This window comes from Halospina denitrificans (genome assembly GCF_004364635.1).
Lineage (GTDB): Bacteria > Pseudomonadota > Gammaproteobacteria > Pseudomonadales > Oleiphilaceae > Halospina > Halospina denitrificans.
This window is the reverse complement of record NZ_SOAX01000004.1, coordinates 61,181-73,616: the sequence shown is the minus strand read 5'-3', so window position 1 is coordinate 73,616 and position 12,436 is coordinate 61,181. Positions and strand designations below refer to the sequence as shown.

General features: G+C 60.9%; 19 protein-coding genes and 1 pseudogene. 14 read left to right on the top strand and 6 right to left on the bottom strand.

Features of this window, described 5'->3' with window-relative positions; all coding sequences use genetic code 11:
* The first annotated feature begins 9 nt into the window (after positions 1-9).
* The 10 genes from DES49_RS09830 to DES49_RS09785 all read left to right on the top strand — a co-directional run bounded on the left by DES49_RS09830 (position 10) and on the right by DES49_RS09785 (position 7,618).
* Positions 10-1,344, top strand: a complete 1,335-nt coding sequence (locus DES49_RS09830; protein ID WP_133736241.1) for a peptidylprolyl isomerase — start codon at positions 10-12, stop codon at positions 1,342-1,344.
* On the top strand, positions 1,341-2,348 hold the full coding sequence (pdxA, locus tag DES49_RS09825) for a 4-hydroxythreonine-4-phosphate dehydrogenase PdxA (RefSeq protein WP_133736240.1): 1,008 nt from the start codon (positions 1,341-1,343) through the stop codon (positions 2,346-2,348). The genes DES49_RS09830 and pdxA overlap by 4 nt, the downstream gene beginning before the upstream one ends.
* Positions 2,345-3,145, top strand: a complete 801-nt coding sequence (rsmA, locus tag DES49_RS09820; RefSeq protein ID WP_133736239.1) for a 16S rRNA (adenine(1518)-N(6)/adenine(1519)-N(6))-dimethyltransferase RsmA — start codon at positions 2,345-2,347, stop codon at positions 3,143-3,145. Before pdxA ends, rsmA begins: the two co-directional genes overlap by 4 nt.
* 14 nt (positions 3,146-3,159) lie before the next feature.
* Positions 3,160-3,966 (top strand): symmetrical bis(5'-nucleosyl)-tetraphosphatase, encoded by an 807-nt coding sequence (locus DES49_RS09815; protein WP_133736238.1) that lies wholly within the window; start codon positions 3,160-3,162, stop codon positions 3,964-3,966.
* Positions 3,950-4,360, top strand: coding sequence for a DUF423 domain-containing protein (locus tag DES49_RS09810; protein ID WP_208297032.1), 411 nt, complete (start codon positions 3,950-3,952; stop codon positions 4,358-4,360). Before DES49_RS09815 ends, DES49_RS09810 begins: the two co-directional genes overlap by 17 nt.
* A 204-nt stretch (positions 4,361-4,564) precedes the next feature.
* Positions 4,565-4,765, top strand: a complete 201-nt coding sequence (gene thiS, locus DES49_RS09805; protein ID WP_133736237.1) for a sulfur carrier protein ThiS — start codon at positions 4,565-4,567, stop codon at positions 4,763-4,765.
* 24 nt (positions 4,766-4,789) lie between these two features.
* The gene (locus DES49_RS09800) at positions 4,790-5,590 is read left to right on the top strand and encodes a thiazole synthase (RefSeq protein ID WP_133736236.1); all 801 of its coding nucleotides are present in this window, start codon (positions 4,790-4,792) and stop codon (positions 5,588-5,590) included.
* Positions 5,591-5,661: 71 nt separating this feature from the next.
* A complete protein-coding gene (locus tag DES49_RS09795; protein WP_133736235.1) occupies positions 5,662-5,916 on the top strand; it encodes a type II toxin-antitoxin system Phd/YefM family antitoxin in 255 nt (84 codons plus the stop codon).
* On the top strand, positions 5,906-6,199 hold the full coding sequence (locus DES49_RS09790; protein ID WP_133736234.1) for a type II toxin-antitoxin system RelE family toxin: 294 nt from the start codon (positions 5,906-5,908) through the stop codon (positions 6,197-6,199). The genes DES49_RS09795 and DES49_RS09790 overlap by 11 nt, the downstream gene beginning before the upstream one ends.
* A 75-nt stretch (positions 6,200-6,274) precedes the next feature.
* Positions 6,275-7,618, top strand: a complete 1,344-nt coding sequence (locus DES49_RS09785) for an NADH:flavin oxidoreductase/NADH oxidase family protein (RefSeq protein ID WP_133736233.1) — start codon at positions 6,275-6,277, stop codon at positions 7,616-7,618.
* On the opposite strand, the gene DES49_RS09780 is transcribed toward DES49_RS09785, so the two are convergent.
* Positions 7,578-8,081: a Crp/Fnr family transcriptional regulator gene (locus DES49_RS09780; protein WP_133736232.1), complete on the bottom strand. Its 504-nt coding sequence runs from the start codon at positions 8,079-8,081 to the stop codon at positions 7,578-7,580. The two genes, DES49_RS09785 and DES49_RS09780, sit on opposite strands and share 41 nt — an antisense overlap.
* A gap of 158 nt (positions 8,082-8,239) precedes the next feature.
* On the opposite strand from DES49_RS09780, the gene DES49_RS09775 reads away from it, so the two are divergent.
* Both DES49_RS09775 and DES49_RS09770 read left to right on the top strand, forming a co-directional pair.
* Complete coding sequence (locus DES49_RS09775; RefSeq protein WP_133736231.1) at positions 8,240-8,443, top strand: DUF3565 domain-containing protein; 204 nt, start codon at positions 8,240-8,242, stop codon at positions 8,441-8,443.
* A gap of 59 nt (positions 8,444-8,502) precedes the next feature.
* Positions 8,503-9,033 (top strand): ankyrin repeat domain-containing protein, encoded by a 531-nt coding sequence (locus DES49_RS09770; RefSeq protein ID WP_133736230.1) that lies wholly within the window; start codon positions 8,503-8,505, stop codon positions 9,031-9,033.
* Between the two features lie 74 nt (positions 9,034-9,107).
* Here DES49_RS09770 and DES49_RS15765 read toward each other — a convergent pair whose 3' ends face one another.
* The 4 genes from DES49_RS15765 to DES49_RS09755 form a co-directional block, all read right to left on the bottom strand.
* Positions 9,108-9,362, bottom strand: a complete 255-nt coding sequence (locus tag DES49_RS15765; protein WP_341776804.1) for an Abi family protein — start codon at positions 9,360-9,362, stop codon at positions 9,108-9,110.
* Between the two features lie 19 nt (positions 9,363-9,381).
* Positions 9,382-9,642 (bottom strand): Abi family protein, encoded by a 261-nt coding sequence (locus DES49_RS15760; protein ID WP_341776803.1) that lies wholly within the window; start codon positions 9,640-9,642, stop codon positions 9,382-9,384.
* Between the two features lie 179 nt (positions 9,643-9,821).
* Entirely contained in the window at positions 9,822-9,971 is a 150-nt protein-coding gene (locus DES49_RS09760; protein ID WP_243865005.1) for a hypothetical protein, read from the bottom strand.
* The gene (locus DES49_RS09755; protein WP_133736229.1) at positions 9,968-10,792 is read right to left on the bottom strand and encodes an inositol monophosphatase family protein; all 825 of its coding nucleotides are present in this window, start codon (positions 10,790-10,792) and stop codon (positions 9,968-9,970) included. The genes DES49_RS09760 and DES49_RS09755 overlap by 4 nt, the downstream gene beginning before the upstream one ends.
* A gap of 96 nt (positions 10,793-10,888) precedes the next feature.
* Here DES49_RS09755 and DES49_RS09750 point away from each other — a divergent pair, with 96 nt between their 5' ends.
* A complete protein-coding gene (locus DES49_RS09750) occupies positions 10,889-11,398 on the top strand; it encodes a DnaJ domain-containing protein (protein WP_133736228.1) in 510 nt (169 codons plus the stop codon).
* A 9-nt stretch (positions 11,399-11,407) separates the two neighbouring features.
* Here the strand turns inward: DES49_RS09750 and DES49_RS09745 are convergent, their stop codons facing one another.
* Complete coding sequence (locus DES49_RS09745) at positions 11,408-12,151, bottom strand: secretin N-terminal domain-containing protein (protein WP_133736227.1); 744 nt, start codon at positions 12,149-12,151, stop codon at positions 11,408-11,410.
* Between the two features lie 147 nt (positions 12,152-12,298).
* Here DES49_RS09745 and DES49_RS15635 point away from each other — a divergent pair.
* A pseudogene (locus DES49_RS15635) lies at positions 12,299-12,406 on the top strand (DNA starvation/stationary phase protection protein); the annotation flags it as partial.
* Between the last annotated feature and the right edge of the window lie 30 nt (positions 12,407-12,436).

Here is a 12,436-nt window from a genome sequence, read left to right as displayed (position 1 = left end):
GAGGTAATAATGACAGGACTCAATGGCACCAGGCCCCTTCGATACCTTCTCGGGGCATTGATGCTGCTCCTTCTGGCTCCGATGGCCATTGCGGAAAGACAGTCTCTCGACCGGGTTGTCGCGGTGGTTGATGAAGGCGTGGTGCTGCAGTCGGAGCTGCAGTCCCGGGTGCAGCAGATCGAGTCGCGTCTGAGAGCACAGGGGACCCGTCTTCCCCCGGATGAGGTCCTGCGCAAACGGGTCCTGGATCAGCTGATCCTGGAGCGTATCCAGATCCAGCGGGCCCGCCAGATGGGGATGCGCATCGGCGATAACGAACTCAACAGGGCCATGCAGGACGTCGCCTCAAACAACGGGTTCTCCTCCCTCGATGCCTTCGAGCAGGCGCTGGCGAGTGAGGGCCTTAGTTTTCAGCAGGCGCGCGAACAGATTCGCCGGGAAATGCTGATCAGCCGCATCCAGCAACAGCTGGTTGGCCGGCGTATCCGCATTACGGAGCGTGAAGTGGAGAACTTTCTGGAGTCGTCCCAGGCCCGTGAGAATTCGGGTATCGAGTACCTGCTCGGGCATATCCTGATCTCCGTCAACAACTTCAGTGACGAGGAAGAAGTGGACGCCGCCCGCAGCAGGGCGCGGGACATCCGTCAGCGCCTGGATAATGGCGCGGATTTCCGGGAAGTCGCGGTAGCACAGTCCGATGGACGCAATGCCCTCGAGGGCGGTGAGCTTGGCTGGCGCACCGAGCAGGAACTGCCGTCACTCGCGGCGGGCGAGATCCCCGAGCTTGAGGTTGGCGAGGCATCGGATGTCCTGCGCAGTGGCAGTGGTTTCCATATTGTTACGCCCCTGGATCGTCGTGGTGATGAAGGCTCCGGTAATGAGGTCGAGCAGCATCGGGTGCGTCATATCCTGATCAGTACCGAGAATCGCTCCAGTGAGGAGGCGCAATCACTGGCGCAGGACCTGGCGGAGCAGCTGGACAAGGGCGCCTCCTTCACCGCCCTGGCTCGCGAGTACTCCGATGACCCCGGCACCGCCTCCGAGGGCGGTGACCTTGGTTGGATCAATCCGGGAGAGATGGTGCCCGCCTTTGAGGAAACCATGAATGCCACCGAAGTCGGGCGGCAGAGTGATCCCTTCCGCTCACGCTTTGGCTGGCACATCCTCGAGGTTGAAGAGGAGCGCACCGCGGAGATTGGAGACCAGGTGCAGCGCCGTCAGGCCCGTCAGGCCCTGCAGCAGCGTCGGTTTGAGCTGGAGCTGCAGAACTGGTTGAACCAGATCCGTGAAGAAGCGTATGTGGAAGTGAAGACAGTGGTCAGTGGTATGGAGCCTGTGCTGTGACGGAAACTGTTCGCATTATGCTGACTGCCGGTGAGCCGGCAGGGATTGGCCCGGATATCTGCCTTGAGTGGGCGTTATCGGACCGGGACCACGATGTTGTTGTTGTGGCCGATGCCGAGATGCTGCGTAAGCGGGCGGAACTTCTTGAGCTGGATATCACCATCGAGGAGTGGGTCCCGGACCAGCCGATTTCACGGGCTGGTGGCACGCTCTCGGTCTGGTCGGTGGCCCGGGTTGAGAAGTGTCGGCCGGGGGTGCTTAACAGCGCCAACGCCACCTATGTGCTCAAGACCCTGGAAGCCGCGGTGGAGGCCTGCCAGCTCAATATTGCCCAGGCGATGGTCACCGCACCCGTGCACAAGGGCATCATCAATCAGGCGGGCATTGTCTTCAGTGGCCATACGGAGTTCCTGCAGGAGAAATGCGGCGCCGGGGGCGTTGTCATGATGCTGGCCACCGAAGGGCTGCGGGTGGCGCTGGCGACCACCCATATTCCCCTGCGTGACGTGCCCGACGCCATTACCGGCGACAGCCTCAGCAAGGTGATCCGGATCCTGGATAAGGATCTCAAGCATCATTTCGGTATCAGGCAGCCACGCATCATGGTTGCGGGCCTCAATCCCCATGCGGGAGAAGGCGGGCATCTGGGACGCGAAGAGATCGACGTCATCGAACCCGTGATCGAGTCCATGAGCAAGGAAGGCGTGGATCTTGTCGGCCCCCTGCCGGCGGATACCCTCTTCACCCCCTACAACCTGGAGGAGGCGGATGCCGTGCTGGCCATGTACCACGATCAGGGTCTGCCGGTGCTCAAGCACAAGGGCTTTGGCCGCGCCGTGAACATCAGCCTTGGACTCCCCATCATCCGCACCTCCGTTGACCATGGCACGGCCCTGGACCTGGCGGGCACCGGCCAGGCGGACGGGGGCAGCCTGCGGGAAGCGCTGGCTACCGCCGCCTTCATGGTCCGCCAGCGTGACGGCAAGCGCCGGGAGCGTGCATGAGCCGGCCCTCGGCGGGAGGCCACCAGGCCCGCAAGCGCTTCGGCCAGAACTTTCTCCACGATGCCGGGGTTATTGACCGCATCGTGGGGGCTATTAACCCCATGCCCGAGGACAACCTGGTGGAGATCGGCCCCGGCATGGGCGCGCTCAGCGAACCCCTCCTCGAAGCCTGCCCCGCCCTGCAGATGATCGAGCTGGACCGGGACCTGATTCCCGGTCTGAGAACCCAGTTCTTCCGGTATCCGGAACTGACCGTCCATGAGGGCGATGCCCTGCGTTTCGACTATGCGAGCATCGCCGGGCGTGGTCCGCTGCGGGTGGTGGGAAACCTGCCCTACAACATTGCCACGCCCCTGATCTTCCACCTGCTCGGCTTCCGCGATGTGGTGCGGGACATGCACTTCATGCTCCAGAAAGAAGTGGTGGAGCGCATGGCCGCGGTGCCGGGCGACAGCAACTGGGGCCGGCTGGCGATCATGACCCAGTACCACTGCCGGGTGCGGCCGTTGTTCACGGTGGGGCCGGGGGCCTTCAAGCCCGCGCCCAAGGTGGATTCCGCCATCGTGCGGCTGGTGCCCCATGATGAGCTGCCCCATCCGGCGGCGGATACGGAAAAGCTGGCCAAGGTGGTGCGCACCGCCTTCAGCGCGCGCCGCAAGACCCTGCGCAAGGCACTGGCGCCGCTGTTCAACGACGAGGACTGGGAGCGGCTGGGCGTGAACCCAGGGCTGCGCCCCCAGAACCTCACCCTGGCTGACTATGTCATGCTCGCGAACGATCTTCACGAACAGGAATAGAATGGGAGTAGTGAATGAGTGACTACGCCATTGGTGACATCCACGGCTGCTATGACAGCCTCCGGGCCCTGATGGACCGCATCCGTTTCCGTCCGGATTGTGATCGCCTCTGGTTCGTGGGCGATATCATCAATCGCGGCCCCCAGTCCCTGGAATCCCTCCGCCTCGTCCGCTCCCTCCGTGATAACGCCCTGGTTACCCTGGGTAACCATGACATGCACTTTCTGGCCATGGTGCTGGGCGGCCACTCACCCCGGCGCAAGGATACCCTGGACGAGCTGTTCCAGGCGCCGGATCGGCATCAGCTGGTTGACTGGCTGCTGCAGCAGAGCTTTGCGGTCTACGACGGTGAGCGTGATGTGCTGATGGTGCATGCGGGCGTTCCCCATATCTGGAGTGTGCCGCAAACCCTGGATCGAAGCCGGGAGCTGGAGTCGGTGCTGCAGAGCAACAGCGCACCCGCATTCTTCCGGGAAATGTATGGCAATGAGCCAGAGCGGTGGTCCGAGGGGCTGGAAGGCATTGATCGCTGGCGGGTGATCACCAACTATTTCACCCGGATGCGTTTCCTGGCCAGTGACGGCACCCTGGAGCTGGCCAGCAAGGAAGGGGCGAATGAAGGCCCTGTAGGGTTCGTGCCCTGGTTCCAGTATCCGCGGCCCGACAATACCGAACTGATTTTTGGCCACTGGGCCTCGCTGGAGGGCTGGACCAACACGCCCGGCGTTTACGGGCTGGATACGGGCTGTGTCTACGGCGGCAGCCTGACCGCAATGAATCTGGATACGAAGGAGCTGACCCGTGTTGAACCCTGCGACTGACACTGGTTTTCCGGTTGGTTTCTGGCTTGGCGTAGCGGCCCTGTTTGGTGGGCTGGCCGTGGCGGCGGGTGCCTTTGGCGCTCATGCGCTGGAGGGCAAGCTTTCCAGCCATTATCTGACGGTTTACCAAACGGCGGTGCAGTACCAGATGTATCATGCACTGGCGTTGCTGGCCGTGGCCCTGCTGGGGGCGGTTCTTCCGGATGCCGACTGGTTGCGGCCGGGGGCCTGGGCCTTTCTGATCGGGATTGTTCTGTTCAGTGGCAGTCTCTATGCGTTGGTGTTTTCAGGCGTTCGGATGCTGGGGATGATTACGCCAATAGGTGGGCTTGCGTTTCTGGTGGGGTGGGGGTGTCTTGTGCTTGCCGGGATTCGGGTGGGGCAGGGCTCTTGAAGCAGGGCTTGTGAACCCCCATTCTTTATAGAGAAGACGCCTGATGGTTTCCGGGAGGTTGTTGGGCGGGAAGGGTTTTCAGGGAACCGCCACGAGTACGTCCATGTAGGCTGCTCTTCCGCCATCCATGGCTCCAGAGCTTCCCTGAAAACCCTCCCCGCCCAACAACCATTCCGCCATCCGGGTGGATCGGACTGGGTGACTATGCAGATTTTATTGAACGGCGAGAATACGGAAGTCAGTGACGCTCTCAGTGTCCAGGGGCTTATCGAGCAGCTGGAGCTGACCGGGCGTCGTATTGCCGTGGAAGTGAACGAGGATATTGTGCCGCGCAGTGAGCATGCTGAGCATCAGCTTGCGGCCGGTGACCGTATTGAAATTGTCCATGCCATTGGTGGCGGCTGAGCCACCGTCTGAAAGAGACCGCAGATGAGCGAAAACGAGACCCCCGAAGACCGTCCCCTGGTTATTGACGGCACCACCTACGAATCCCGCCTGTTGGTGGGGACCGGGAAGTACCGGAGCTGGGAGGAGGCGAAGGACGCCATTGAGACCAGTGGTGCCCAGATGGTGACCATGGCGGTGCGCCGGACCAACCTGGGGCAGAATCCGGATGAGCCGAGTCTGCTGGAGATTGTGCCGCCGGAGAAGTACACGCTGCTGCCGAATACGGCGGGGTGTTTTACCGCCAAGGATGCGGTGCGGACCTGTAAGCTGGCGCGGGAGCTGCTTGATGGGCATAACCTGGTGAAGCTGGAGGTTCTGGGGGACGAGAAGACGCTGTACCCGGATGTGACCGAGACGCTGAGCGCGGCGGAGACGCTGATCAATGACGGCTTCCGGGTGATGGTCTATACCAACGACGATCCGCTCATTGCCCGTCGCCTGGAAGAGATGGGCTGCATTGCCGTCATGCCACTGGGCGCACCCATCGGCTCCGGCCTGGGCATTCAGAACCGCTACAACATCCGCACCATCGTGGAGAACGCCAGTGTGCCTGTACTGGTGGACGCTGGCGTGGGCACGGCCTCGGATGCCAGCGTCGCCATGGAGCTTGGCTGCGACGGCGTGCTCATGAACACCGCCATCGCGGAAGCAAAAGACCCCGTCCGCATGGCCCGCGCCATGAGAAAGGCCATCGAGGCCGGGCGCGACGCCTACATTGCCGGCCGCATGCCCAGGAAAGCCTACGCCAGCGCCTCATCGCCGCTGGATGGGACTTTTTTCTGACCTTCTGGTGACCAGTTCCGGGGTTTTTGGTAGTCTTTTAAGAGCACTCTAAAAACCCTGGAGATCATGCGATGAGTGAGCTGGCCCCTATTCTCTCCGATACATCAACAAGCATTTCCGAGCTGAAGAAAAACCCCATGGGAGTCATGGAGCAGGCAAATGGAGCTCCGGTTGCCGTACTCAACCGAAACCGGCCTGTGTTCTACTGCCTCTCCGCAGAGACCTATGAGGCGCTGCTTGACCATATCGAGGATCTGGAGCTTGCAGCGATTGTGAAGGAGCGCCAGTCAGAGGAAGAGGTCGTGGTGAGCCTTGATGAGCTATGAGCTTCGATTCCGGCAGAAAGCGTTGAAGGAGTGGAACAAGCTCAGTAAACCGGTACGGGAACAGTTCAGGAAGAAGCTCCGGGAAAGGCTGGAAGAGCCCAGAGTGGAGGCTGATCGTCTCAGGCAGGTGCCTGATTGCTACAAGATCAAGCTCAGGAGTGCCGGCTACCGTCTGGTCTATGAAGTACGCGCGTCCGAAATAGTCGTCTCAGTCGTCGCGATTGGACGCAGGGATAAGAGTCGGGTCTATAAGGACGTCATTCAGCGGCTCTCAAGCGAGTGATACTCGAAGTATCTTTCGAGTTTTCAGCGGCGGTGTCCCAATTCAGCCGGCAATTCAACAAGGAGAATCGAATACATGCCTTCATCATCCCTGGCGCAACCCCTCCAACTGCCCTGTGGCGCAACCCTGCCCAACCGCATCGCCAAGGCCGCCATGACCGAAGGACTGGCGGATGAGTACCTGCATGCCACGGAATGCCATGAACGACTCTATGGGACCTGGTCCGACGGCGGGGCGGGACTCCTGATTACCGGCAACGTCATGGTGGATCGCCATGTTCTCGAGCGCCCTGGCAATGTGGCCATCGATCCGGCACCCGCCGAGGGTGACCCGGAAGGCATGGACCAACTCTGCGCCTGGGCCGCGGCGGGCACCCGCAACGGCAACCACCTCTGGATGCAGATTTCCCATGCGGGCCGGCAGTCACCACGGTACGTCACCAACAAGCCGGTCGGCCCCTCGGCGGTGCAACTGGAGCTGATGGGCAACTACGCCAGACCACGCGCCCTGGAAGAGCCGGAAATCCTGGACATCATCCAGCGCTTCGCCAACGTGGCGCGTATCGCGAGAGACGCCGGCTTCACGGGCGTACAGGTTCATTCCGCCCACGGCTACCTCCTTTCATCCTTTCTCTCGCCGGTGACCAACCAGCGCAACGACCGCTGGGGCGGCTCCCTGGAGAACCGTGCCCGGCTGCTGCTGGAGACTGTCCGCGCCGTTCGTGCCACCGTGGGGCCGGACTTCCCCGTGGCGGTGAAGCTCAACTCCGACGATTTCCGCAAGGGCGGGTTCAGCCACGAGGAATGCCTGAAGGTGGTGAGATGGCTGAACGACGAGAACATCGACCTGCTGGAAATCTCCGGCGGCACCTACGAGCAGCCCCGGCTGCTCGGCCACAGCGGGGATGCGAGCACCGCCAAAGATGATCGGCCCGCAGTGCGCGAAAGCACCAAAGCGCGTGAAGCCTACTTCCTGGATTACGCCGAGGCGATCCGTAAGGTGTGCGATTTTCCATTGATGGTAACGGGCGGCTTCCGTACACGCACGGTGATGGAAGAGGCGCTGGCGGGCGGCAATACGGACGTGATCGGGCTCGGACGCCCCCTGTGCACCAACCCGGAAACGCCCAGGGCCCTCATGGACGGCACCATCGAGAAAACGGTCAGCTACGAGCGGGACCTGCGGCTGGCCAGGCGCGGCCTGTTTTCACCGGCAAGTCCACTTATGCCGCTGAAGGTCATCAATGTGATCGGTGGCCAGGCCTGGTACTACCAGCAGATTTTCCATCTGGCCGATGGCGAGGCACCGAACCTGAACCTGGGCCTCATGCGCGCCTTTGGCGCCTACTTCGCGGACGAGATATCGACGGCCATGCGGGTCAGGAAGGCGGAACGGAGTAGAGAATCCGGTCGTCGCTGACCTCGGCGCGGGTACGGGTTTCAAAGAGCAGGTCACTGGCGTGGCGAAGGCGCCGGCTCAACTCCCGCGCCAGGTTCATCTGGATGAGCGCGAACTGCTCCAGGTCCCGCTCATAGAGGCCCATCAGGGTCTTTGACGAGAAACAGAGCACGGAGCAGTCGGTCTCGGCCACCGCCGAGGCCGAGCGCGGGAAGTAATCGATCAGGGCCATTTCCCCCAGGCAGTCCCCCGTCTCGAGGCGCCTCAGCAGGTAGTCCTGTCCCTCCCAGCGCTTGAGGATGGCCACGCGGCCGGATTGCAGCACATAGAACTCATCCGCCGGGGCACCCTGCTGGCACAGGTAGCTTCCCTGGCTGAATGCCACCCGTGAGCCCGTATCCAGCAGAAAGGCGAGCGTATCCCGCTTCATGCCACCGAAAATGGGCACGTTCTGGAGGAGTTCAATCTGGTCCGGCTCGGTCATCGCTTGCTCTTGCCAACGGCTGGTTATGCCATGCACGTTAAAGAGCGTAGCAAGGCCAGCGAGCCTGTATGCCGTTGCGCACACAACAATACAAAACAATACAGAGTGAAAATAAACCGCGACCTTCCGGGGATCACGATTTGGAGAAAAGGGGAGTCATGGAACAGCCGATTGTTGGTTTCCACAAAGACGAGGAAGACCACTGGGTGGCCCGCCTGGCCTGCGGCCATAACCAGCACGTGCGCCACGACCCGCCCTGGATCAACCGGCCCTGGGTGATTACGCCCGAGGGGCGGGAGTCGCGGTTGGGGGTGAAGCTGAACTGTAAGAAGTGTGATGAGGGGGCTGGGCGGGATTGGTGACGTATTGCTTTTGGTGACATTGAGCCAAGTGTGCTCGCCTGGATCTGAAGGAGACGGTTATGAAGAAGCTTCTGAAGGGGATAGGGTTTGCGCTGGCGTTTCTTGTGGTAACTGCTGGTGGGTTAACCGTGTACCATTTTGCAACCACATCAACCTTTCAGCTCATTGCCGTGTATATGAATGACGGTACTCCACCGGTTTTTCGTTGGAGCGCAGAGCAGGCACTCTACGTTTTTCACCCCGATGAACAGGATGTTGAACAGCTTAATCGGGAGGCGGGGGCGCAATACGTTGTGGGTGTGTTGGATCCAGAGGAAGCACGTCCGGTGCTCAAGCATCTAATGGACAATGGGCTGGATATTAACAGTTTCAGTGAGGTTGATGGCTCGCGGTTCACAGCGTTGCACGCGGCGGCGTTGTCCAATAATCCCCGGGGAGTTCGACTTTTGCTCGAGTTTGGTGCTGATCCAACCTTGAAGGATGGCCAGGGACGCACACCACTTGAGTTGGTGCGGTTTGCTGATAATCGGGAGAACTCGTTGGAGGATTTCAGTGACGTCATGAAGGTTCTGGAGAAGGCGCAAAGTTGATAGGCCTTCTTTGAGCCAATGGCCCGGATTCCCGGGGCGTGTGGCATCGCTTCCTCTTCAGAGTTTGCTGCGAGTTATTCGCTTTCCAAGGCGCTCTTCCAAATTGGCCGCTGCTTAAAATCTTCGGGAAACCCCATTTGAGCGGTGTCAACTTCATACTCTTCAATCAGCGCTCGCAAGCGCTGTTTCCAATGATTTCCTGGACTGACGATGTCCATCAGGTACGCGGTCATAACAAGCGTGTTATAGAGCTTCCGGTCTGCTCGCGGGTTAAAATTAACTGATAAGCCGGGTGGTTTGGTGCGCGGCAACTCCATGGTGACTGTCATGCTGCGGTTCCATACGCGGCTATGGTGGGCACAGAGGTTCTAGCAGTCTTAACTCCCGGTCGAAAATATAGAGGTTCAGGGCATCTTCGAAGCGTGTGCCAGGCTGGAAGCGGTGACTTGCATGGTCGGCTTCAAACGGAAGCCAATAGGCGGTCAGGCGGTAATAGTTCATATGTTGCAGGTAATGGCAAGCACGATCCGGGTTGGGAATGATCATGCCACGACGCCGGAGAATCTCTATTTGTTCGTCGTAGGTCTTGGGGGGCTTATCAAATCGCATCCATGCGCCCTATAAAAAAGTAACCCGCCGGTTTGAGGGTGCTCCGAAGAGCATAGCCTTGGCGGGTTTTGTTGCTTCGTATATTAGTTGATAGCCCATGGACTATCAATAGGCTTGGTCCCAACTGCTACTGGGTTTCCGTAGGAGCAGGTTTTGGACGAATACTAAACGGTCTCAGTCTAGTTGCCGTTTTCCCATCCCGGAGCGTGCCGTTCATACGCCTGAAAACACGGCGATGAAACCAGTAAATCCGCCGTGCTCTCGTTGGACGCAATCGGGATGTTCCACAGGGTCGCCAGGCGCAGCAGGGCGCGGATGGCGTTGGTCATGGGGTTGTCTCTGTAGTGGTTCCGGTCAGCAGTTCTTTCAGCGGATCGTAGATTCCGGGCGAACTGATCAGTATATCCTGTCCCCAGAGATCCTCCGGGTAGCCTTCGGGCACGGGTGAGAAATGCCCGCAGCGCGCACCGGCTTCGAGGGCGATCAGGCGGGCGGCGGCGAAGTCCCAGGGGCTGACGCTTTCGTAGTAGCCATCCAGCCGGCCGCAGGCGACCCAGCAGATGTCCACGGCCGCGGAGCCGATGCGGCGGATGTCGCGGCAGTTGGTAAGGACGCGTTCCAGGCGCCGGATGAGCGTGGGGATCTCGTCCTTGCCGTAGGGGAAGCCGGTGGCGATCAGGCTCTGGCGCAGGTTGGTGGCCTCCGAGACCTGGATCTCCGTGCCGTTCACGAATGCGCCCTGACCGCGGCTGGCCTGGAAGGTCTCGCGCTGGAAGGGGCAGTATACGACGCCGGTCTGTACCCGGCCGTGCTCCGCGTAGGCAATGGAGACCGCCACCTGGTTGTGGCCGTAGGCGTAGTTCACGGTGCCGTCGATGGGGTCCACGATCCACAGTGGCGTTTCCAGCTCCTCTGCCTGGCTCAGGTCGGGCATGGATTCTTCCGAGAGGATGCGGTGCTCCGGATAGGCCGCGCGGATGCGTTCGCTGATGAACTCGTCCGCCTTGATGTCGGCCTGGGTGACCAGCTCGATGGCGTCCTTGTAGCTGTGTTCCAGATCGCCCTGGCGGCGCTCCCGGATGATCAGTTCCCCTGCCTGTTGGGCGGTTTCCACGGCGAACTCGGTGATGGCTTGCAGCTGATCGGTCATTGCGTTCCATGGTGTTGGTTGAGCGAGAGGCGATTATACTGCGTGTTTCAGTGTAATTTGTCATGATAACGCCGTCATAGACGTTTGGGGTCCTCAATGCACCTGATTTTCGGTGTTGCCATCGCCGCGCTCCTCTTCCTGCTGCTGCGCCAGTGGGGCCGGATGGATGCGGCGGAAAAGCGCAAGGGCGCCTTCTGGGGCGTGGTCCTTCTTCTTGGGGTGGTCTGTACCCTGCTGGTGGTGACCGGCCGGCTGCATATCCTCGGCGCCATCTTTGCGGCCCTGGTGCCGTTTTTCTACCGGGGCTGGCGGGCTTTTCAGCTCTGGATGCTGTGGCGGCGTGTTCGCGATGCGGGGCCCGGTGCCGGTGGTGGTAGTCAGGAGTCCGGAGGTGGTCAGCAGCGGCAGTCGCAGCGGCCGTCCAGTGGACGCATGACCCTCGAGGAGGCCCGGGATATTCTCAACGTGGCCGCGGATGCCGGGCGCGAGGAGATCGTGAAGGCGCACCGGCGGCTGATCCAGAAGGTGCATCCGGATCGCGGCGGCAGTGATGCGCTGGCCGCCAAGGTGAACGAGGCGAAGGAAGTGCTTCTGGATGCCCTGTGACAGCGGTGTTTAACGGCGTGGTTTCAGTACCTCGACGTTGATCTCCCAGACGCGGTTGGCGTCACCGCTGGTGGCGTAGACGCGGCTGCCCTCGCGCTGCTGCATCGAACTCTTTTCCTGGCCCAGCTCAACCCATTCACCGGGATTGGCCCGCCGGATGGTCACCACGCCCGCCGTCTCATAATCCTTCATGCCCTCAACAGGCTCGTTACGGATGGCAACGATCTGCAGTTCCACCTGGTTCCTGCTGATGACGGAGGGTTTCACCAGGAAGCCGCTGCTCAGGTCCACTTCCTCGAGGAGGGCTGCCGGATTATCGTTGCCCTGGGCTGCTACCGGGACTCGGGTCACCCTGCCGGAGGAAATCCGGGCCATCTGGCCGTCCTGCACGGTAATGGAGCGCATGGTGTTGCCCTTGGTGCTGTAGACCCGGCTGGTCGTTCCCCGGCTCTCTGAGCCGGTGGCCAGGTCCCTGTGGCGCACCTTCATCCGCACCTGGTAGGGCGGTTCGTCCAGCGTCTTCAGTAATTCCTTGATCTCCGCAAGCTGCTCCGCCTCGGCCCGAACCGTCAGGCTCTGGCCATCCGGGGAGAAGCTCACGCCTTCCTGCCCATAGAGGTTCTGGAGCTGTGGCAGCACTGAGGTGGCCTTGCGGTGCTGGAGTTCGAAGACGTGGGTTTCGGGGGCGGCGCTGATGGCCAGGGGCGCAAGGGCCAGCGCGAGGAGGATCAGGCATTGCTGGATTCGTTTCATGGACACTGCCTCTGATGCTGCTTTTGCCAGAAGTATCGCATCGGCATGGCGCGGTTGAAAGAGGGGCACGGAGTGCGGTTCCCTGAACCTGCGGAAGAGGGCGCGCGTATACTCTCCAACCAGATCCGATAAAACAGGGAGCGTACCATGGCTGAAAATATTATTGGCCTGGACGAACAGCAGGCCCAAAAGCTGGCGGACGGGCTCAACGAGCTGCTCGCCAACTACCAGGTGTTCTACATGAACGTCCGTGGTCTCACTCATGAGTGACTACATCACCGAGCA

What these genes read in the sequence shown, in the direction of transcription:
- DES49_RS09830 (WP_133736241.1), top strand. Translation starts at nt 10, where the DNA reads ATGACAGGACTCAATGGCACCAGGCCCCTTCGATACCTTCTCGGGGCA.
- rsmA (WP_133736239.1), top strand. Translation starts at nt 2,345, where the DNA reads ATGAGCCGGCCCTCGGCGGGAGGCCACCAGGCCCGCAAGCGCTTCGGC.
- DES49_RS09815 (WP_133736238.1), top strand. Translation starts at nt 3,160, where the DNA reads ATGAGTGACTACGCCATTGGTGACATCCACGGCTGCTATGACAGCCTC.
- thiS (WP_133736237.1), top strand. Translation starts at nt 4,565, where the DNA reads ATGCAGATTTTATTGAACGGCGAGAATACGGAAGTCAGTGACGCTCTC.
- DES49_RS09800 (WP_133736236.1), top strand. Translation starts at nt 4,790, where the DNA reads ATGAGCGAAAACGAGACCCCCGAAGACCGTCCCCTGGTTATTGACGGC.
- DES49_RS09795 (WP_133736235.1), top strand. Translation starts at nt 5,662, where the DNA reads ATGAGTGAGCTGGCCCCTATTCTCTCCGATACATCAACAAGCATTTCC.
- DES49_RS09790 (WP_133736234.1), top strand. Translation starts at nt 5,906, where the DNA reads ATGAGCTATGAGCTTCGATTCCGGCAGAAAGCGTTGAAGGAGTGGAAC.
- DES49_RS09785 (WP_133736233.1), top strand. Translation starts at nt 6,275, where the DNA reads ATGCCTTCATCATCCCTGGCGCAACCCCTCCAACTGCCCTGTGGCGCA.
- DES49_RS09780 (WP_133736232.1), bottom strand. Translation starts at nt 8,081, where the DNA reads ATGACCGAGCCGGACCAGATTGAACTCCTCCAGAACGTGCCCATTTTC.
- DES49_RS09775 (WP_133736231.1), top strand. Translation starts at nt 8,240, where the DNA reads ATGGAACAGCCGATTGTTGGTTTCCACAAAGACGAGGAAGACCACTGG.
- DES49_RS09770 (WP_133736230.1), top strand. Translation starts at nt 8,503, where the DNA reads ATGAAGAAGCTTCTGAAGGGGATAGGGTTTGCGCTGGCGTTTCTTGTG.
- DES49_RS15765 (WP_341776804.1), bottom strand. Translation starts at nt 9,362, where the DNA reads ATGACAGTCACCATGGAGTTGCCGCGCACCAAACCACCCGGCTTATCA.
- DES49_RS15760 (WP_341776803.1), bottom strand. Translation starts at nt 9,642, where the DNA reads ATGCGATTTGATAAGCCCCCCAAGACCTACGACGAACAAATAGAGATT.
- DES49_RS09760 (WP_243865005.1), bottom strand. Translation starts at nt 9,971, where the DNA reads ATGACCAACGCCATCCGCGCCCTGCTGCGCCTGGCGACCCTGTGGAAC.
- DES49_RS09755 (WP_133736229.1), bottom strand. Translation starts at nt 10,792, where the DNA reads ATGACCGATCAGCTGCAAGCCATCACCGAGTTCGCCGTGGAAACCGCC.
- DES49_RS09750 (WP_133736228.1), top strand. Translation starts at nt 10,889, where the DNA reads ATGCACCTGATTTTCGGTGTTGCCATCGCCGCGCTCCTCTTCCTGCTG.
- DES49_RS09745 (WP_133736227.1), bottom strand. Translation starts at nt 12,151, where the DNA reads ATGAAACGAATCCAGCAATGCCTGATCCTCCTCGCGCTGGCCCTTGCG.